The following is a 21,572-nucleotide window of genomic DNA, read 5'->3' on the forward strand; positions in this document are numbered from 1 at the left end:
TCTGATCCGTCAGAGAGCATAACCTGCCAATGCTTTGAGTGAATCGGAATGAAAGATGGTTTTAAGATAATATCATCGTATTATAAAAAACGGTAAGCCTGTAATTAGGGCTTGCCGTTTTTTGCGGTTTAACTATGCACACATACAATAATTTTCATTTTCCTTCACTTTAATGATATAACATGATATATTAGGGTATGAGACTTATGAAGTGAAGTGTTTATGGAGGTGCTTGTATTGGCGAAAGACTCGGCTTCCAAGCCGATGTATGAACAGATCTTTGAGTCGTTGAGAGAACGAATACAGCAGCAACAATATAAAATTGGTGATCGCGTTCCGTCGGAAAAAGAACTATGTGACGAATTCGGCGTGAGCCGGATTACAACGAAGAAAGCACTGGAAATGCTGGCAAATGAGCAGCTAATTGTTCGACAGCCGGGACGTGGTTCATTTGTGGCCGATACCGCCTTGGATGAGTTAGGACGTGAAGGTGCGTCTGTAGCAACCAAAGGCCAAGAGCAGGAACGTAAACTGCTCATCGGTCTGGTCATTACCAATTTCAGCGATATGTATGGAACGGAGCTATTATACGGTATGGAGGAAGCTTCACGAAAACATGACAGCTTTCTTGTGCTTAGACGCTCTTTCGGTATTCCCGAGCAGGAAGAACAGTGTATCCGTGAGTTGCTGGAGCTTGGGGTAGACGGTTTGATTATTTTCCCTGCACAGGGGGAATATTTTAGTGACGAAATTTTAAAACTGGTGGTTGGCAAGTTCCCATTTGTAATGATTGACCGGTATCTTAAAGGGATTCCTGCTTCTTCGGTTAGCACGGACAATGTCAGAGCCGCAAGAGAAGGGACAAAGTATCTGTTCGATCTGGGACATCAGCATATTGCTTTTCTTACGCAACCTCCAGTGAATACAACGACCATTGAGGAACGAATTGAAGGTTTCATAGAGGCACACAACGATCAGGGTATTCTTGTGAATCGAGAAATGTGGGTGGAGTCCATCCTGTCTTCCTTGCCGAATGAATTCGATCCTGAAGCCAAGCATCGTGACGTGGAGAAGCTCGTTGCCCATTTTAAAAAATACCCGCAGATTACAGCGGTTTTTGCAGCTGAATATGACATTGCACTACTTGCTTTAGAGGCCGCAGAACAGTTGGGTATGCGCGTACCCGAAGAATTGTCCATCCTGTGTTTTGACAGTCCGCATACCGAAAGGCATTCTCGAATTACACACCTCAAGCAGAACCAGTTTGATATGGGGGAAAAGGCGTTTGAAATGGTTTTGCAACATATGCAGGCTCAAGAACAAAGTGGGGTTAAGCGAGTTGTTCTGCCTGCATCCATGGTGAAGGGAACATCGACAAGTCAGGTAAGAGAGCATGCTGTTTTCCAACCGAAATAAGAGCATTAGATTTGTGAAATTCGATGCAATAGGGTTAAGAATAAGAATAGATAGATATAACGGAGGCTTCGTTGACGGAGTCTCTTTTTGTTGTACAAACACAAGCCTGAAAGAATCCCGACTGAAATTTGAAACTGTGATGGGCTGAGCACGGCATTTTTGGTATATATTCTTATTGACTTTAATGACAAAAGTTAACATACTAATTAAATTTTTTAGCTTAAATAGCATGATGTTATATAATTAAATATATTGACATAACATTTAATTCGTTTTAGGATGATGAAAGCGGTTAAACTTTTGATGTTTAAGGAGGACTCATGCACACAACGAGAAAAGATCAGAACATTTCTCCTTCCATTCAGCAGATGATCGGCAAAGTGAAGGCGGGTTTGCCAGACCATCCCAAGCTTGTGGAGATGTTTGAAAACTGCTTTACCAATACATTAACAACGACGATTCAGCGTAAGGACGATGGAACGACATTTGTTATCACCGGGGATATTCCCGCAATGTGGCTCAGGGATTCTGCGGCTCAGGTCAGACCGTATCTGATTCTTGCTACCGAAGATCAGGAACTGTCGGATATGATTGCCGGGCTGGTTGAAAGGCAACTGAGATACATTCTGTTAGACCCTTATGCAAACGCTTTTAACGAAACAGAGAGTGGCAATGGACATCAATCGGATCTCACAGATATGAATGCTTGGATCTGGGAGCGGAAGTACGAGATTGATTCACTGGCGTATCCAATTCAGCTCAGTTATCTTCTGTGGAAAAATACAGGCCGAACCGATCAGTTTAATGCGACATTCCGTAACGCCGTCAACGAGATCATCTCTCTATGGCAAGTGGAGCAACATCATGAGACCCGTTCTCCATATACATTTCAGCGTCTGGACGCCCCCGAGACGGATACACTCGGAAGAGAAGGAAAAGGCACAGAGACAGCCTATACGGGCATGACCTGGTCGGGTTTCCGCCCAAGTGATGACAGATGTGAATACGGATATCTGATTCCATCCAACATGTTCGCGGTGGTAGCTCTCCGATATGTAGAGGAGATCGCACTTGCGTTACTGGATGAACCTGTGCTGGCTGAGACAGCTCGAAAGCTGGCGGAACAGATTGACGAAGGAATTCGGAAATATGGAATTGTGGAGCATCCTGAATACGGGACAATCTATGCGTATGAAACGGACGGGAAAGGCAACCACAATCTGATGGATGATGCCAACGTACCAAGTCTCTTATCTTTACCCTATCTCGGATATGTTACGGAAGATGACGAGATTTACCAGAACACACGCCAGTTCATATTGTCGGCACAGAACCCTTATTTTTATGAAGGTTCTTCGGCTTCCGGAATTGGTAGTCCGCATACACCCGAAGGATATATATGGCATATCGCCTTATCGATGCAGGGACTGACTTCTGCGGATCTGAATGAAAAAATGAACATGCTTCAGCTTATCCAGCGGACGGATGCAGATACAGGTCTGACACATGAGGGTTTCTCGGCAAATGATCCACATGAGTATACCCGTCCATGGTTTTCCTGGTCCAACATGTTATATAGCGAGTTAGTTATGGATTATTGCGGATTCCGCATACAGAAATAGGAAAAAAAGGAGACCCCGACATGAGAAAATTTTCGATGAAACTGCCAGTGGCAGCTGTTATGACTTCTTTGCTTATTCTGACCACTGCCTGCTCAAGTGGTAGCTCTTCCACAGGCACGACTAGTGATGGAAAAAAAGAAGTAACCGTATCGTTCCGTTCCTCTGGTTCGGAGGACACCCTTACGAAGTTTTTCAAATCCGGACTGGTGGAGCAGTTTGAGAAGGATCATCCCGATATCAAGATCAACATAGCACCTGTGCTTGCTAGTGAAGGTGATTACACTTCCAAAATGGTGCTACAGATGAAATCGCCGGATACTGCACCTGACGTCATTGCCGAGGATACCTCCATCATTAAATCGGACGCGGCAGCAGGTTATCTGGAGTCTCTGGACGAGCAGGTGAAGGGCTGGGCGGATTGGAACGGCAAAATTATCGATAACCTGAAAGCCGGTGTAACTGGCGAGGACGGCAAAATATATGGTATACCAGCCACTTCGGATACACGCGGCATTTGGTATAACAAAGAGCTGTTCCAGCAGGCTGGACTGACTGTTCCGTTTAAACCGGCAAGCTGGGATGAAGTGCTTGAAGCTGCCCGGACGATCAAGCAGAAGCTGCCTGGCGTAACGCCGCTGAATCTAATTGTGGGTAAAGCGAACGGTGAAGGCGTAACGATGCAGACGCTGGAAATGCTGTTATATGGTACAACGGATACGCTCTACGACGATGCAACGAAGAAATGGGTTGTGAACAGTCCGGGATTGCTGGATTCCTTCAAGTTTATTGATCAGGTGTTCAACAAGGACAAAACAGGACCATCTATGCAAGTAGCACTTAACGGACAAGCAGGAAGCATTGCGTTCCAGCAGCAATTTCCTCAAGGCAAGCTGGCAATGGCAGTCGATGGAAGCTGGGCAGGTTCTACGTGGGCAGCAAATGGAGCTGCGCCGATTCCAAATGTAGAAGAAAAAATCGGTTTTGCTCCGTTCCCGACACAGAATGGGCAGGAGCCAGGTGCAACAACGATGTCTGGAGGCTGGGCGTGGTCCGTTCCTGCTCAGGCGAAGAATAAAGAAGCAGCCTGGACGTTTATTGAGTTTCTGATGAACAAAGAAAATGCAACAGCGCGTGTCGTTGCCGAGGGCAGTCTCAGTCCACGCAACGATTCAACAGAAGTGGAAGGATACACGAATCGCCCTTACACGAAGGAAGCACAAGAGCTGTTGAATGTGGCTCACTTCCGTCCGGCCAATGATCAGTATGCAGCAGTATCCGCTCAATTGCAAAGCATTGTGGAGAGCATTGCCTCCGGCAAACTCACACCGGAAGACGGCATCAAACAGTTCAAGGATAATGTCTCCCGATCGGTGGGAGCGGAGCATATCGAAGAAAAATAACATCGATAGATTCGGAGGGGGGGGCGAAAAACTCCCCTTTTTCCGGTTCGAATGGAGAGTGACGTATGAAAAGAAAAGCCCCGGGCTCATTTCTGTTTCTGATGCCTTCCGTAACGCTGTTATTGGTGTTTTTTATTGTGCCGATTGTGCTCACAATCTGCTTTGCCTTCACCAATATGGCATTGACTGGTGCTGCAGCCAAAAGCCTGGAATTCGTAGGATTCCAAAACTTTATTAACATGTTTCAGGACCCTGACTTTCGGATCAGTGTATGGCGTACGCTGGTATTTCTGATCTTCTCGGCAGTGATCGGTCAGGTCGTGCTCGGATTTATTCTTGCCTTACTGATGAAAGAAAAAAATGTAACTTTCCGCCGGATCATCGGCATAATCGTAATTGCTGGCTGGGTCACGCCCGAGATTGTCGTGGCATTTTGTATGGTAGCCTTTTTCAGTGACAATGGTTCATTAAACCAAATTCTGGGCTGGTTCGGCGTAAGTCCGATCTCATGGCTGTTCAGTTTTCCCATGGTGAGTGTCATTATCGCCAATATCTGGCACGGAACGGCTTTTTCCATGATGGTTTATCAGTCTGCACTGGATGATATTCCGAAGGAAGTAGAAGAGGCAGCCATTATTGACGGTTCCACCGGATTCCAGATCATTCGCCATATTACCATTCCGATGGTGAAAGGCTCCATCGTTACCAATATGATGCTGGTTACTTTGCAGACACTGGGTGTATTTACCCTGATTTATACGATGACGGGCGGTGGCCCGGGCACCTCTACGCAGACTTTGCCTATATTTATGTATAACCAGGCTTTTGTGAATTACCAGTTCGGATACGGTACAGCCATTTCTCTTGTGTTACTGTTCATTGGCATTATCGCCAGCCTGTTCTACATCCGTTCAATGAAAGTAAAAGTGTAACGATGAAGGAGGTGTCATGTTCTTATGATGGTCAAACACGGTATTCAACGCAAAATCCAGTACGGTATTCTGGTTTTCCTCGGTCTATGTTTTTTATTGCCGTTGCTTTGGATTATTCTGGCATCCTTTGATCCGAACGCACAGCAAGGCATCAAGATGCCTGCAACGTGGACACTGCAAAATTTCAAGGATGTACTTGGGGATGAAAGTAATCTGCGCTCGTTCGGGGTAGGTCTGATTCTGTCAGGAGGGCAGGCGGCACTTGTTGTCGCTGTGTCTGTGCTGGCGGCCTATCCGTTGTCACGCTACGAGATGCGGTTTAAGAAAAGCTTTTTATTATCCATTCTGTTTATGACGGCTTTGCCGATTACGGCTGTGATGGTGCCGGTATTCCAGATGTTTCTGTTCTTCAAAATGCAGAACTCCATCATTGCTACGATGCTGTTCCTGACGGCTTCATCTCTTCCATACGGCATCTGGATGATGAAAAACTTCATGGATTCTGTTCCGATCGATCTGGAAGAATCGGCTTGGATTGATGGTGCATCGGTCTGGAGAGGCTTGCGAAGCATTGTTGCTCCGCTGATGCTGCCAGGCATCGCAACCATCGCGATCTTTACTTTTTCAGGCAGCTGGGGCAACTTTTTTGTACCTTACATTTTGCTTCAAACCCCGGAGAAACTCCCGGCATCGGTCACGATTTACCAATTCTTCGGCAGTCATGGCATGGTGGAATACGGCAGATTGGCCGCATTTTCGATGTTATACACGATGCCTTCGGTAGTACTCTATATTTTCTCCCAACGTTATATGTCCAAAGGATTTAGTATGGGTGGAGCGACAAAAGGATAGGAGGATACACATATGACGAATACGACGAATCAAAAAACAGCGCATCTGATCTCACACACGCATTGGGATCGGGAATGGTATATGCCATACGAGCATCATCATGTGTTACTGGTTGAACTGATGGACAAGCTGCTGGATACACTCGACCGGGACCCGGAATATCGGTACTTTCATCTCGACGGACAGACCATCATTCGGGAAGATTATTTACAAGTTCGGCCAGACCAGCAAGAGCGGCTGGATCGTTACATTCGGGAGGGGCGTATTCAATTTGGCCCATGGTATGTGCTCCAGGATGAGTTTCTGACGAGTAGTGAGGCTAACCTGCGCAATCTGCTCATTGGGCATCGGGACGCCAAACCTTTTGGAATCATCTCCAAAACCGGGTATTTCCCGGATTCGTTCGGCAATATGGGACAAGCTCCGCAGATTTTAGAGCAGGCCGATATCCAGAATGCGATCTTTGGGCGCGGGGTGAAACCTACCGGATTCAACAACGCTGTTGTAGATGCAGAAGCTTATGAATCTCCTTACTCAGAGATGATCTGGCGTTCCCCGGACGGTTCGGAAGTGCTCGGTATTCTGTTTGCCAATTGGTATTGTAACGGGATGGAAGTACCTGTAGACCCAGAGAAAGCACGAGTATACTGGGACAAAAATCTGCAGGATGCTGAGAAATTCGCATCAACACCCCATTTGCTTTTCATGAATGGATGCGATCATCAGCCTATTCAGACGGATCTGCCTGAGGCACTTCGTACCGCTTCGAAGCTGTACCCTGAAGTGAAATTTGTACACTCCAACTTTGATGACTACGTCGAGGCGGTATCGCTGCAGGTGCCCGATCATCTGGCAACAATTGAAGGGGAACTTCGCAGTCAGCATACGGACGGATGGGGAACACTGGTGAATACGGCCTCTGCACGCGTGTATCTGAAACAGTTAAACCAGCAAGGTCAGACGTTATTGGAAAAAGTTGCAGAGCCCCTGGCGGCCATGGCCCATGTAGTCGGGGTTAAAGATTACCCGCATCATCTGCTTACCCATGCCTGGAAGATGCTTATGCAGAATCATCCTCATGACAGCATCTGTGGCTGTAGTGTAGATGAGGTGCATCGGGAGATGGTAACCCGGTTTGCCAAGAGCAGGCAACTCGCCGAGAAGCTGGTATCCCAGACGTCGCAAGCCATTGCGGATTGCATTGAGGTACAGAATGCCGAAGCTTGGGCCGAGGATGCGGTGTTGTTCACCGTGTTTAATACGGCTGGGTGGATGCGAAGCGGTATCATAGAGAAAGAATTGATCGTAGATAAATCCTTTTTCCCGGAAGGTCCGAATCCCGAGGCTCTTGCGCGCAAATTGGAGGAAGTCGTGCTGCCGACATATCAAGTGATCGATGCAGAAGGCAATATATACGTAGCCGAAATCCTTGATCTGGGTGTTCATTTCGGTTACGAGCTTCCGAAAGATCGCTTCCGTCAGCCATATATGGCACGTAAGGTTAAGGTGATTTTCCAGGCGAAGAATGTTCCTGCACTGGGTTATCAGACGTATGGTCTGGTTCCAGTCGGGGAAAAGGAAGAAAGATTGGCGGCTGGCGTTGAAGTTAACGTTGAGATCGAAGCGAACATGATGGAAAATGAATATTTGCGAGTGAGTGTGGGGCAGAATGGCACGATCACACTGCTCGATAAACGCTCGGGAACAGAATATCACGGACTGAACGTCTACGAAAATACCGGGGATATCGGCAACGAATATGTGTACCGTCAGCCTGAAGGTGAGCAAGCGTTATCCACTAAACAACTCAAGGCGGAGCTACGTCTTGTGGAGCATTCCCCTTATCGTGCCGTAATGGAAAGCGTGCTGCGTTGGAACATTCCGGCCGGGGCAGATGAGTTGTTTGAACGGGAGAAGCGTTACATGGTTCCTTTCACGGAGCGTAAGGCTCAACGTGTTCAGGATACCGTTCCTCTCACGATCACAACAACATATACACTGGAAGCAGGCAGTGACATGATTAAGGTAAAGACCGAATTTAACAATCAGGCGAAGGATCATCGTCTGCGTGCGCTTTTCCCATCCGGTCTGGTCACGGACAATCATTATGCCGATTCCATCTTTGAAGTCGCCAAACGACCAAACATTCCGGCGAAGGAGTGGGTGAATCCGAGTAATGCACAGCATCAGCAAACATTTGTTCATGTGACGGATGGGAGCGCTGGGCTGATGATCGCGAACAAAGGGCTCAATGAATATGAGATTTTGCAGGAAACTGCAGGAAGTGCAATTGCGGTTACGCTGCTCCGAGCTTCATCCGAACTGGGAGATTGGGGCGTATTCGAGACACCGGAGGCTCAATGTTTGGGACCTCAGTCGGTGGAGTATGCTATTATTCCATTTGCAGGCGATGCAGCAAAATCAGGTGCTTGTGCAAGTGCATACACGTATCCTATCCCGTGGACGACGGTGCAGCTCGGGGCACTGGCTTATACGTATGAAAAAGAAGCGCAGCCTGTAAATGGAATGAATGATGGCCAACTGAAATTACCACTGAGCAAACAGTGGCTGGACTGGCAAGCCGAGAATTCAACGTTGGCGTTTTCCACATTAAAGATTGCAGAAGAAACAGGAGATGTGATTGCACGTTGGTTCAACTTGAGTGCTGATCCGGCTGAGTTGCATGTACAGACTGGCTTCGAGTGTGCTTTCACTTATGAGAGTGATGTGCTAGAGCGGGTGAAGGGTGCGCTTGAAAATAATCATCGGACGGTAGCGGGATATAAAATTGTTACACAAGGTTACGAGCTTGTGTGATACAGAATTAATGAATAGAGTCAGCTGAAGTTTCGAGTTTGGAGTTTAAAGTATTAAACGTTAGAGGAGAAGCCGCCTGTAAGCGGCTTTTTCATGTTTTGGGAGAATGAGGGGTAAGTGCAACTTCGATATTTCAGCAGTATTATATGTCGTAATTTTATATAATAATTGTCGTGAGTTTCGATTAAAAATAAATAAATCATGTGATACCTTATAGATACATTGTCAGAATATTATATACTATGGGGGGAAGACATCCGTGACCATTCGAATTGGAAAAATCAGTTTGTGGCATGTACATGCATGGGACTACATCAAGCAAGCGCAGGAACATGAGGATACAGTGATCGCCGCTGTGTGGGACGAAGACCCGAAGCGTGGGCAGGAAGCCGCTGACCGCTTGAACGTGCCCTTTTATGAATCGCTTGCGGATATGCTGGCACAAGACGACATTGATGCGGTAATTGTGGATGCGCCTACACGTCTCCATGAAGAGGTGGTTACGGCTGCTGCCAAAGCGGGTAAACATATTTTTACCGAAAAAGTCATTGCCGCTACACAAGCGGAGTCTAATGTTATTCTGAGAGAGGTTCAGGCCAACGGAGTTAAAATGACCGTTTCTCTTCCGCGCTTATATGCTGGATATACGCTCACCATTCAAGACGTGCTTGAGCGTGGATTAATCGGTCAAGTTACATACGTGAGGGCACGATTATCGCATGATGGAGCCATCACAGACTGGCTGCCGCAACATTTCTATAATCTGCATGACTGCCAGGGCGGAGCACTGATTGATCTGGGCTGTCACCCGATGTATTTAACGCGATTGTTTCTCAATCAGGAAATTACCGATGTGAGCGCAAACTTTGGTTATATTACAGGTAAAGAAGTTGAGGATAATGCAGTGGCAACACTCTCTACATCGTCAGGAGCTATCGGGGTAGTGGAAGCGGGATTTGTGAACAGTCACTCGCCGTTTACCATTGAAGTCCATGGTACAGAGGGCACGTTGTTGTATGGAACACCTGAGTCCACACTGTTGATCCGTACGAAAGCAGCAGAAGGACAGTATACGGATTGGACCGAACTTCCTGTTGCAGAAAATGTAGAAAGCGCATTCAATCAATGGGTAGGTCACATTCAAAATGATACCGAGGACAGCGAAAACATCAACATGGCGCTGGAATTGACCCGGTTGATGGAAGCGGCTAACCGCTCAGCGAAGGAAGGTAGACGAATTGCGCTGACCGAGTTGCAAAATTAGATATCCGGCCATACAGGATAGATTGGATTATATAAGTTGAACTGTTTATTTACACGTTAACGGAGAGGACAGGAAAAACCTGAAAAAGCGAAGCAAAAAGCTTTCTGAAAGAAAGCTAGCATCGGAAGCATACGCTTCGCCTTTATCACCGGATTTTTCCCTTTATAAAAGGGAATCAAAAAAATCTGGGGATAACAGCGATTGGAAGGTTATCCTGTCATCGGAGTGGACTGTGTAAAATTTGTTAGTTCAACTTATATAAATTCTTCCTGTAAGGCGTTAAGGAGGAAGGCATCTTGAGTCTGTATCCGTATGAGAAAATGCTTGATCGGCAGGATCTCCTGGAGCGGCTTGATATTACCGTGGTATGGGGGCATTACGAGATTCGTGTGCTGCGATTTCATCTAACGACGTTTCCAGCGGGGCGGATTGTTGATTTTCATAACCATGCGGAGTATGAGTTTCATCTGATCCCTAGAGGCAAAGGCAAGGTTGTTATTGATGATCAGTCCCATGCACTATCGGAAGGGCTGTTGTATCTGACCGGACCTGGGGTTGTTCATTATCAGGAAGCCGATGCCGAGCAGGACATGGATGAGCTGTGTCTTCATGTGGATATCGTGCATAAACCACGAGAGCATGTCGATCCATGGGAAGTGGCGGAATCGGAAGAGACCATTGAAAAACTAAAAACACTTCCGCATACCCCGGTTCAGGATTATCACCGTGCGATGCTCTGTTTTCTCGAAGCATATGAAGCATGTGACCACAAGATGGTCGGATATTATACCTCGATTAAGCAGCTGGTAATTAGCATTTTATTAAAAACGGTTCGCGCTTACGATACTGGCGGAATTCGAGCTGAAGCCCCTGTAAGGGATATGACAGTGTATCGATATGAATATGCCGTACAGTACTTGGAAGCTAATCATGCTTCTGTCGTGACGCTGGAGCATGTCGCCGAGAAGCTTCACATCAGCAGCCGCCAGTTGCAGCGCATTTTTTATCAGGTACAGCCTGATATGCCGTTCAGCCGTGTGCTGGAGGATATTCGCCTGCGTGCGGTGTGTCGCAATTTACAGGAAAGCAACGTGTCCATTGAGCAGATTGCGGTTGGCTCTGGCTTTAACAACGCCAACTATTTACATGCTGTGTTTCGAAAACGCCTCGGGATGACCCCATCAGCTTTTCGCAAAATGAAACAACCAATACTAAAGTGAGGGTGACTTATGATGAGTAAAGTGTATCGTATTGGAATTATTGGCTGTGGCGGGATCGCAAATGGCAAACATCTGCCAAGTCTGAGTAAGCTGGAAAACGTTGAACTGGTTGCTTTCTGTGACATTGAGGAGGAACGTGCCGCAGAGGCGAAGAAACAATATGGTTCTGGCGATGCTGAGATATACACGGATTATCAGGAACTGCTGAAGGATGAGTCACTCGATATTGTACATGTCCTTACCCCTAACATTTCCCACGCGGAGATTTCAATTGCGGCGCTGGAGGCTGGCAAACATGTCATGTGTGAAAAACCGATGGCCAAGACTGCAGCTGAAGCTCAGCTTATGTTGGAAGCAGCGGAACGCACAGGTAAAAAATTGACGATCGGTTACAACAACCGATTCCGTCAGGATAGCATGTATTTAAAGCAACTGTGCGAAGCGGGCGAGCTAGGCTCGATTTATTTTGCCAAAGCCCATGCGATTCGAAGAAGAGCCGTACCGACTTGGGGTGTGTTTCTGGATGAAGAGAAACAAGGCGGCGGACCGCTGATTGACATTGGAACACACGCACTGGATCTAACCTTATGGATGATGGACAATTATCAGCCCAAAGTGGTACTTGGCACCACGCATCATGAGCTCTCCCAAAGAGAAAATGCAGCGAATGCCTGGGGGCCGTGGGACCCACAGAAGTTCTCGGTGGAGGATTCAGCCTTTGGTATGATTGTCATGCAAAACGGGGCAACGATCATGCTGGAATCCAGCTGGGCGCTGAACTCGCTTGATGTGGACGAAGCTAAATGCAGTCTGAGTGGCACCGAGGCAGGCGCTGACATGAAAAACGGACTGCGTATCAATGGCGAGAAGTTCAGCCGTCTGTATACCAATGAAATTGAACTCAGCTCTGGCGGTGTAGACTTCTATGAAGGACAGTCTGAAAATGCACCAGATGTGGAGATGCGCAAATGGATTGAAGCGATCGACAAAGATTTGGAGCCGGTGGTAACACCGAAACAGGCGCTGGTGGTATCGCAGATTTTGGAAGCTATTTACGAGTCGGCACATACGGGCAAAGCAGTTTACTTCGATAATTAACGGAGAAGCTTGAATAGATTGTTCTGTTTTTGTGATGCAATGTTTTCTTTTTAGCCAATAAGTAATGATAATGAGTAATGCTAAAATAATCAGATTTCTTAAACCTTTGCCCGTTTATCCGGGCAGAGGTTTTTTTGTTATTTTTACACAATAGAGGGAGCCGTCCATACCGGGTATGAATCAAACACATAGGATGACAGGAAATAAGCTGAAAGAGGGGGATGTTGTGTCTAGATATCGTACACCTCTGGGAGTTTCCATCGTTGTTTGCACTAATCGTCCACAATTTTTGGATAACATCCTGCATAATTATTTTCGCCAGCGTTACAAGGTCAAGGAGTTGATAATCATTCTGAATCTCGACAGCATGAACATGCGTGAGGTTCGCAAAAAGGTACAAAAATACGCGAATGTCCACGTACACCAGGTACCCGAACGCATCTCACTAGGACAGTGTCTAAATGCAGGCATCACTAGAACCCGTTTTTCACTCGTTGCGAAAATGGATGATGACGACTACTACTCTCCTTATTATCTGGAAGAACAGGTACGTGCGCTCAGGCAAACCGGCAGTGATATTGTGGGTAAACACTCCTGTCTGGTTTATCTGGAAGCTTCCCGAACATTGCTGATGAGGTCACCGGGCGAGAGTAATAAACCTGTGGAATTCATCCAGGGTGGCACCCTGTTATTCAGAAAAAAAGTGTTAAAGAGGGTTCGATTCACGGATCGTTCGGTTGGGGAAGATGTTACGTTTCTAAGGCAATGCAGGAAGAGAGGGTACAAAACGTATGCAACATCACCTTACAACTATGTGTATCTGCGCAGGCAGAACAAGGCAAGTCATACGTGGAGAGCAGAGGATCAGTTCTACCTTGAAGGAAGCGAACGTCTGGCTGTAACCAGGAAATTCAAACCTTTTGCAAACCAAGAGTTATAGAAAAGGGAGACACCGCATTTTAAAGCGGAGAGTTGGGTCGTCATTCAAAAAAAAAATATAACATGCACTTGATCCAGAGAGGTTCTGACCGATGCAGAGCGTCTTTTTTTCTTTACAGGTCGAGTTTAATTCGATGAGGAAAGAAGTGACCTGTGCCGAGGATTAAAATAATTGTTGGATTTTATCAAAAAAGTATTGCATATCAGTTTAGTCGGAATTATATTAATGGTATAAGGTCTAGACCATATACAGATCGGAGTGCTCAGATGTCTAATCCATTCTCCTTTCATTTCGAAAAAGTATCGACTAAAAAGGTTAGTGAATTTATTCGGGAACAGCTGGAAGAAGCCATTATTTTAAAAGAGTTGATGAGTGAGGAGCAGCTTCCCGCTGAACGGGATTTAGCCGAGATGTTCGATGTAAGCCGCATTACGGTTCGTGAAGCGCTCTCCGCACTGGAAGATAAAGGACTGATTGAAAAAAGAGTTGGAGCCAAAGGTGGAACTTTTGTCCTGCCTCTTACGACCAATTCGCATAAACGGACGAGAGAAGAGATCAAACGAGGCTGGGCTCAGATGCTCAAGGTGTTTGAATACCGGACAATTATTGAGCCCGAGGCGGCTTTTCTGGCTGCTGAGCGGATCACCGCAGGCGAACTGGAACAGCTTTATAACTATATGGAGCAAAGTATCGAGCCGGATTGTACACGGGAATGGTTCAGGGCACTGGATGTGAAATTCCATCTGACCATAGCCAAAGCATCACGAAATCCATACTGTGAAACAGCCGTCAGACAAATTCGAACGAAGATTAACCCGGCGCTCGATCTGATGCCTTACGATGACCGAATTCGTTCCGTAAACTACGGAGTACATATGGAGATTCTTGAAGCACTGAAGTCAAGAGACAGCGTGAGGTCACGAGATACGATGAAAAGGCACATCGAATTCTCGGCTGATGCCATCTATGCCCGCTTGGTGTCGGAATCCGAGGAACATGAAAGGAATGAGATCCAATGAAACAATCTGAACTAATACAGCTGGCTCAGCCGCTGCAAGAGAAGATGAGTGCCTGGCGCAGAGACTTACATCGCCATCCGGAGATTGGTTATGAGGAGCATCGCACCTCTGCCATTGTAGCCGAGCATCTGGAGAGCCTTGGACTAGAGGTTACTCGTCATGTTGGGAAGACCGGTGTAACCGGCCTGCTACGCGGAGAAACAGATGGTCCTACCTTTGCACTTCGAGCGGATATGGACGCTTTGCCGATTGAGGATCAAAAATCAGTGGAGTATCGCTCGACGGTGAAAGGCAAGGCGCATCTCTGTGGTCATGATGCACATACATCCATTCTGATGGGGGCTGCTGAACTGCTCACAGGGCTTGGCAGACCCAAGTCCGGCAACATTAAGTTCATCTTTCAACCCGCGGAAGAAGGACTTGCTGGTGCAAGGTCCATGATTCAGGACGGAGTGCTGGAGAATCCAAAGGTAGATGCCATTGCTGGCTTGCATATGACGCCCGGTCAAGATACGGGGACAGTGGGTGTGAGCCAGGGAGTTGCTTTTGCTTCGGCTGATCCGCTTGTCATCAAGATTGTTGGTCAGGGAGGTCACGCGGCTCGTCCGCATGAAGGCATTGATGCGATTGCCGTATCCGCTCAGGTGATTACTGCGCTACAGAATATCGCCAGCCGTATGGTTGACCCGCTTGAACCTGTAGTGGTCACGATTGGTAAAATCACCGGAGGTTATATGGGTACCGCTATAGCACCCGAAGTCGAGATGATTGGCACGGTCCGCACATTATCTCCTGCAGTGCGTGAACGGATGCCATCTCTGATCAAGCAAGTCGTTAACGGTGTCTGCGGTTCATTCGGAGCGGAATGTGAAGTCACCTACGGTGACGGTTATCCGGTCGTTGTAAATGACCTTGGCATGGTTGATCTGCTCACAGATGTCTGTGAAGAGGTGAATGCGCAGAAGGGATGGAGTTACATCAAACCGTCGACAGGCGGGGAAGACTTTGCTTTTTATTGCGAACATGTGCCTGGTGTGTTTTTCCGGTTAGGATCGGGAAATGAAGAGGAGCGTACACGATATCCGCTTCATCATCCGAGATTTGATCTTGACGAAACGGTCATGCCTTATGGCGTCGGCCTGTTGTCAGCAATTGCACTTGAATTTTTGGCAAGGAATACAACTTCCAAGGGGGAAGAAACACAATGAAAAAGAGACAATGGACAGGTTTGTGGATGACTTTGCTGGCAATCGTGATGGTGTTAAGTGCTTGTGGCGGAGGCAGTAAAGGTACGACGAACAATGCAACCTCTGAAGGAAACGGTAGCGAAAGTGCAGCTGCCAGTAGCACGTTAACGATTGCGGCGGCAACGGATATTGAAAGCTTTGATCCACACAACAATAACAATACCGCGAGTGAGGCTGTACTTGTAAACGTATTTGATTATTTGATTAAAAACGACAGTGAGCAGAAAAAAGTTCCTGCGCTCGCAACTTCATGGGAGCAAGTGAACGATACAACGTGGAGATTCAAGCTGCGTGAAGGAGTAACGTTCCACAATGGCGACCCGTTCACGTCCGCTGATGTGAAGTACACCCTGGAGAGAGTCGCGAAAGATAATACGCTGAAGCAAAATAGCTATTTCAAAAACATTGTTGAAGTCAAAGCAGTAGATGAGCATACGGTAGATATCATTACGGACGGACCGGATCCGTTGCTGCTCAATCGTTTGTCCAAAATGGGCGCTGGCATCCTGCCTTCCAAATATATCGCTGACAAGGGCATGGACACGTTCCTGAAAGAGCCGGTGGGTACTGGCGCATACAAGTTCAGCAAATGGACCAAAGACGACCGGATTGAGCTTGTGAAAAATGAAAACTATTTCGGCGGTGAGCCGAAGTGGAATGAAGTGGTGTTCCGAGTGATCCCAGAAGCTTCCACGCGTGTCTCCGAATTGCTAGCCGGCGGAGTTGACGTTGCGTCATCCATCCCATCAACAGATATTGCGCGTATTGAAGGCGAAGCAGACAAAAAAATTGTGAAAGCACCTATTCAGCGTGTTCTCCAACTGATCTTCCGTCAAACGGAAGGCAGCATTACAGCTGATCCAAAAGTGCGTGAAGCCATTGATCTGGCGATTGACAAACAAGGGATTGTAGACAGCATTGCCGGGGGAGCAGGAATCGTTACACGTACATCCGTAACACCTGGAAACTTTGGGGCTGACCCGTCACTGTATAAAACATCATTGTATGATTTGGAAAAAGCAAAGCAGCTGCTGAAAGAGGCAGGCTACGCTGAAGGCACAGCTGAGATGACCATCTCCGTTTCTTCTCAGTACAAGGAACAAGCTGAAGTTGTTGCAGCCATGCTGGATCAGGCCGGATTCAAAATCAATCTGGACGTACTTGAGCCGAGTGCATTCAGCGAGCGCTATAGCTCCAAATCGTTTAAAGAAATTTTCATGATCGGTATCGGGAACTCCCTGTTTGACGCTTCCAACAACTATAACCGTTATATGCTGGAAGAAGCCAAAGGGGAATCGGACTACAACAATCCGGAAGTGGAGAAGTTGCTGCAATCTGCACTTGTAAACATGAATCCTGAGTCTCGTGAGAAAGAATATCAGCAAGTGCAACAGATTTTTGCAGAAGAGCGCCCGGCCGTATATTTGTATCAGATGGAAGGCGTGTATGGAACCAATGACAAAGTGAACTTTGCACCGCGCAGTGATGAGATGTTCTATGCGGACGAGATTACACCTGCTGCAAAGTAAAATCAGGCTCATACCACCTGTCATTGCATCAGTAAGTCGTGAACGGCAGGGACTGGATGAACAAGTTCCTGCCGTTCTTTTTTGGAAAGAGGAGGTGAGCCGGGAGTGGGAAAATACGTATTCAAATCTTTACTGCAGGTCATTCCGGTGCTGTTTATTGTCTCATTAATTGTTTTTATTCTGGTTCGGGTCACAGGTGATCCTGTGGCTCTGATGTTACCTGAGACCGCTACAGCTGAGGACAGGGCTGTGTTGACGCAGGCACTGGGCCTCGATCAGCCTTTATACACGCAGTATATGAAGTTTCTCGGCAATGCCATTCAGGGAGATTTCGGTCAATCCTTCCGTTACGGGCAGCCTGCACTTGAGCTTGTGTTAGAGCGATTGCCTGCAAGCTTTGAACTTGCCGCGGCTGCCATGTTATTTGCAGTATTGATGGCTGTCCCGCTGGGAGTGATCTCGGCAGTGAAAAGAAATACATTTACCGATCTTCTCATTTCAGGTATTTCGGTGATTGGCAAGGCGATGCCAAACTTCTGGATGGGCATTATGCTGATTCTGCTATTCTCCGTTGTGCTGGGCGTTTTGCCGGTTTCGGGTCGCGGAGGTGTATCCCATCTGATTCTACCCGCTTTTACTTTGGGCGTGGGACTTGCTGCACAGATGACACGGCTAATCCGATCCAGCATGCTGGAGATTCTGAATCAAGATTACATTCGCACGGCACGCAGTAAAGGACTGGGACGAATGACAGTGATCGCGAAGCACGCGTTCCGTAACGGTTTAATTCCGGTTGTGACTATTATGAGTCTACAGTTTACCAGTCTGATTGGAGGTACTTTGATTACAGAAACCGTATTTTCCTGGCCAGGCTTGGGTCAACTGCTAGTTGTGGCCGTAAATACACATGATATGGCGATTGTGCAAGCAGCCGTGTTTGTAATTGCATTCATTGTAGTGGTTGTTAATATTCTCACGGACGTGTCTTACAGACTGCTGGATCCACGTATCAAATATGACTAGAAGGAGGTGCGATCTATGAGAGACAACGATGAAAAAAACGTTCTGGTTCCCGAACCGGACAATAACAGTTCGCGTACGATTGCCGGAATTCAATCCATCTGGCAACAGCTAATCATCAGCAAGACCGGATTCATCGGTGCAGTGCTTGTATTGGTTGTTGTCCTGATTGCAATAGCCGCACCTCTGCTAACGAGTCATGACCCGTCAGCGGTCAATCCGTTGAATCGTCTTAAACCACCTGCATGGCTTGAAGGGGGAACGGCCGAATACTGGCTGGGAACCGACAATCTGGGCAGAGATATGTGGAGCCGTATTGTCTATGGTGCACGGGTGTCTTTAATTGTAGGTATGGGTGCAGTCATTGTTTCCGGTTTGATCGGAGCTGTTCTGGGTCTGATATCCGGATTCTATGGAAAGTGGCTGGATGCCATTATTATGCGTGTGGGCGATGCTTTCATGGCGATACCAACGATCCTGTTCATGCTAGTGGTGATGGCAATTGTGGGTCCAGGTATGACCACATTGATCTTTGTTATCGGTGTAACCAATTGGGTGCCTTTCACCCGTGTAGTTCGTAGTGAAGTGCTTAGTATGAAAGAGCGGGATTTTGTATTTGCTGCCAGATCGATTGGTGCCAAAAATGGACGGCTGATTATCAAACATATTTTGCCTAACATATTGTCATCGTTTATTGTCATCTGCGGTATGAATGTAGGCACAACGATCATCATGGAAGCGTCGCTGAGTTTCCTTGGACTTGGAATAAAACCACCGGATGTATCGTGGGGCGGCATGTTAAGTGACGGACGACAGTATGTAGCCACGAGCTGGTGGGTTGCGACGTTCCCGGGACTAGCCATTACGTTTACTGTGCTGGGTGTTATTTTCCTCGGCGATTGGTTGCGGGATGTGCTTGATCCTCGCACAGAGTCAGCTCAGAAATCATAACGGAAGGGAGTTATGGATATGAAAAAAAGCCAGATTACGCCGGAGGATCTCTGTCACTACCGCTGGATCAGTCAGCCGGTGATCAGTGCAAATGGACAAGTAGCCTACGTTGAACAGACGATAGATCGGGCGAAGAACGAATATAATACACAAATTCGGGGAATTTCGCTGGATGGGACAGAAGATGTGGCGTTGACGGATGGAACGAAAGATTCCTCTCCAGCATGGTCACCAGACGGCAGTAAGTTGACGTTTATTCGATCTACTCAGGCTGGAAAAGGACTTTGGTCTGTTCATACGGAAGGTACAGAACCGTCCATGCTCATATCTCCTGAACGTAAAATCATGAATTACGTCTGGTCTCCCGACGGGAAGTATATTGCGTTTACAAGTAAAGTTCAGATGAGTTCAGCTCAATCACCGACCGATAAATCGGCGGAAGGGGCTAAAGATGAATCAGCGCGGCAACCAGAAGGAGTATTGCGCGGAAAAGTTTACGAGCGCACTACGCCGAAAGCCGAAGGATCGGGTTGGTGGGATGGTCAGTACAGCCATTTGTTTCTTTACGAGATCAAGAGTGGACTTATCAAACAGATGACGTCCGGGTTATGGAGCATCACTAGCCCCGTCTGGTCACCGGACAGCCTGAATCTTGCCTTTATTTCCAAACAGGTACAAGAAGCGGGATCAGATCCGGATCTGCTTCATTATACGGACGTGTATATGGTAAGCGTTGAAGCGGGCTCAGGAGAAGTTGAAGAACCTTTCAAGGTTACGGACTCCAGTCTCCAGATCGCCCAATTTTCTTTTACAGCCGATGGAAAACAACTGATTCTGATTGCAAGTGATCGTAAATATGGAAGTGGAAGTCATCATCAACTGTTTACACTTCCCGTGAAACGGGGGATACCCAGGCTATTCGCACCTGAGCTAGATATGCACATCGGCAATGCTGCATTGGGAGACATGAAGTCAGCAAGTGCTTCGCCTTCACCACTCATTAGTCGTTCATCTTCTCAACCGGGAGTATATGTACTAGGTACACATCACGGAAATGTTGATGTATACCGAATTCAGTCCGATGGAAACTGCGAAATGATCACAAATGCAGGAGAAATAGACGTTTATCAGTATACGATCTCTGCGGATGAAGAGACTTTGGTTGTAGCTGCACTCACGGATAAGCATCCAGGAGAGCTGTACACCGTGGGCATGAGAAGCGGTAAAATGGCTAGACTCACTCATCGTAATGATGAATTTATGGCGCAACGGATGGTTAACGTACCGGCAAGAGTGGAATTCACCTCATCGGACGGTTTGCGGATTCAAGGCTGGCTAGCCATACCTGCTTTAACGAAAGATGCGAATTCAGCTGAAATTAGGGGGGCAAAGGCGCCATCGTCCGGAATTCAGATTGAAGATGAACTGCAATCTGATCGTAAGTTGCCTTTGATTTTACAGATTCATGGTGGACCTCACGCGATGTATACCGGAACATTCAGTCATGAGATGCAGACACTTCTCGCAGAAGGGTATGCTGTATTATGGGTTAATCCTCGAGGCAGCATAGGTTATGGACAGGAGTTTGCCAGAGCTTGTCGTGGAGACTTCGCTGGCGGAGATTATCGGGATTTGATGGAAGCTGTCGATCATGCACTGGCGACGAATACAATACTGGATGTATCTCGATTAGGTGTTGCCGGCGGTAGTTATGGCGGGGTCATGACCAACTGGATTGTCGCTCACTCGAACCGATTCAAAGCAGCTGTGACACAACGCTGTATCTCCAACTGGTTATCCATGTATGGCACAAGTGATATCGGGATTTCTTACGTGGAGGGTGTGATTGGGGGGAATCCCGCGGAGAATGCTGCATATCTTTGGTCTCGATCGCCGCTTGCTCATGCGCACAACATCGAGACTCCGTTGCTTATCATGCACGGGGAACAGGATTACCGAACGCCGATAGCTCAGGCGGAGGAATTGTATACGACGTTGAAGCGATATGGAAAAACAACCAAGCTGATCCGCTACCCGGGTTCCAACCATTCACTGCTCAAAAGTGGCAGACCTTCTCTTCGAGTCGATAGTTTCGAACAGGTCAATGCGTGGTTTAACGAGTACTTGTAACTCATCAGATGGCGAATGAACTTAGGGGTTTAGGGTTAGCCTTTCATGAAAACCTTTTGTATAGAATGAAAGTCTAATATAGACATGCCAAAAAAACCGCAATGGATGCGGTTTT

Annotated in this window: 16 protein-coding genes; all 16 read left to right on the forward strand. The window is 47.2% G+C overall.

The window, feature by feature from the left end; all coding sequences use genetic code 11:
* Positions 1-228 precede the first annotated feature (228 nt).
* The 16 genes from ABIE27_RS12930 to ABIE27_RS13005 all read left to right on the forward strand — a co-directional run bounded on the left by ABIE27_RS12930 (position 229) and on the right by ABIE27_RS13005 (position 21,457).
* The gene (locus ABIE27_RS12930; RefSeq protein WP_429350819.1) at positions 229-1,416 is read left to right on the forward strand and encodes a GntR family transcriptional regulator; all 1,188 of its coding nucleotides are present in this window, start codon (positions 229-231) and stop codon (positions 1,414-1,416) included.
* 320 nt (positions 1,417-1,736) lie between these two features.
* The gene (locus tag ABIE27_RS12935; RefSeq protein ID WP_123063610.1) at positions 1,737-3,038 is read left to right on the forward strand and encodes a glycoside hydrolase family 125 protein; all 1,302 of its coding nucleotides are present in this window, start codon (positions 1,737-1,739) and stop codon (positions 3,036-3,038) included.
* A gap of 20 nt (positions 3,039-3,058) precedes the next feature.
* Positions 3,059-4,438, forward strand: a complete 1,380-nt coding sequence (locus tag ABIE27_RS12940; RefSeq protein WP_123063609.1) for an extracellular solute-binding protein — start codon at positions 3,059-3,061, stop codon at positions 4,436-4,438.
* Positions 4,439-4,503: 65 nt separating this feature from the next.
* Complete coding sequence (locus ABIE27_RS12945) at positions 4,504-5,370, forward strand: carbohydrate ABC transporter permease (RefSeq protein ID WP_090924060.1); 867 nt, start codon at positions 4,504-4,506, stop codon at positions 5,368-5,370.
* A gap of 27 nt (positions 5,371-5,397) precedes the next feature.
* Positions 5,398-6,222 carry a carbohydrate ABC transporter permease gene (locus tag ABIE27_RS12950; RefSeq protein WP_123063799.1) on the forward strand — a complete coding sequence of 275 codons (825 nt, stop codon included), beginning with the start codon at positions 5,398-5,400 and terminating at the stop codon, positions 6,220-6,222.
* A 12-nt stretch (positions 6,223-6,234) separates the two neighbouring features.
* Positions 6,235-9,039 carry an alpha-mannosidase gene (locus tag ABIE27_RS12955; RefSeq protein ID WP_429350655.1) on the forward strand — a complete coding sequence of 935 codons (2,805 nt, stop codon included), beginning with the start codon at positions 6,235-6,237 and terminating at the stop codon, positions 9,037-9,039.
* 259 nt (positions 9,040-9,298) lie between these two features.
* Positions 9,299-10,303 carry a Gfo/Idh/MocA family protein gene (locus tag ABIE27_RS12960; RefSeq protein WP_429350656.1) on the forward strand — a complete coding sequence of 335 codons (1,005 nt, stop codon included), beginning with the start codon at positions 9,299-9,301 and terminating at the stop codon, positions 10,301-10,303.
* 296 nt (positions 10,304-10,599) lie between these two features.
* The gene (locus tag ABIE27_RS12965) at positions 10,600-11,523 is read left to right on the forward strand and encodes an AraC family transcriptional regulator (RefSeq protein WP_240036713.1); all 924 of its coding nucleotides are present in this window, start codon (positions 10,600-10,602) and stop codon (positions 11,521-11,523) included.
* A 12-nt stretch (positions 11,524-11,535) separates the two neighbouring features.
* On the forward strand, positions 11,536-12,621 hold the full coding sequence (locus ABIE27_RS12970) for a Gfo/Idh/MocA family protein (protein ID WP_123063798.1): 1,086 nt from the start codon (positions 11,536-11,538) through the stop codon (positions 12,619-12,621).
* A 226-nt stretch (positions 12,622-12,847) separates the two neighbouring features.
* Positions 12,848-13,561 carry a glycosyltransferase gene (locus ABIE27_RS12975; RefSeq protein WP_429350657.1) on the forward strand — a complete coding sequence of 238 codons (714 nt, stop codon included), beginning with the start codon at positions 12,848-12,850 and terminating at the stop codon, positions 13,559-13,561.
* Positions 13,562-13,827: 266 nt separating this feature from the next.
* Positions 13,828-14,580, forward strand: coding sequence for a FadR/GntR family transcriptional regulator (locus tag ABIE27_RS12980; protein WP_123063603.1), 753 nt, complete (start codon positions 13,828-13,830; stop codon positions 14,578-14,580).
* On the forward strand, positions 14,577-15,788 hold the full coding sequence (locus tag ABIE27_RS12985) for a M20 metallopeptidase family protein (RefSeq protein WP_123063602.1): 1,212 nt from the start codon (positions 14,577-14,579) through the stop codon (positions 15,786-15,788). Before ABIE27_RS12980 ends, ABIE27_RS12985 begins: the two co-directional genes overlap by 4 nt.
* Entirely contained in the window at positions 15,785-17,356 is a 1,572-nt protein-coding gene (locus tag ABIE27_RS12990; RefSeq protein ID WP_123063601.1) for an ABC transporter substrate-binding protein, read from the forward strand. The genes ABIE27_RS12985 and ABIE27_RS12990 overlap by 4 nt, the downstream gene beginning before the upstream one ends.
* Positions 17,357-17,461: 105 nt before the next feature.
* Positions 17,462-18,379 carry an ABC transporter permease gene (locus ABIE27_RS12995; RefSeq protein WP_123063600.1) on the forward strand — a complete coding sequence of 306 codons (918 nt, stop codon included), beginning with the start codon at positions 17,462-17,464 and terminating at the stop codon, positions 18,377-18,379.
* Between the two features lie 15 nt (positions 18,380-18,394).
* Positions 18,395-19,327, forward strand: a complete 933-nt coding sequence (locus ABIE27_RS13000) for an ABC transporter permease (RefSeq protein ID WP_123063599.1) — start codon at positions 18,395-18,397, stop codon at positions 19,325-19,327.
* Between the two features lie 18 nt (positions 19,328-19,345).
* Entirely contained in the window at positions 19,346-21,457 is a 2,112-nt protein-coding gene (locus ABIE27_RS13005; protein WP_429350658.1) for a S9 family peptidase, read from the forward strand.
* The last annotated feature ends 115 nt before the right edge of the window (positions 21,458-21,572 follow it).

This window comes from Paenibacillus sp. 4624 (assembly GCF_050435065.1).
GTDB lineage: Bacteria > Bacillota > Bacilli > Paenibacillales > Paenibacillaceae > Paenibacillus > Paenibacillus amylolyticus_D.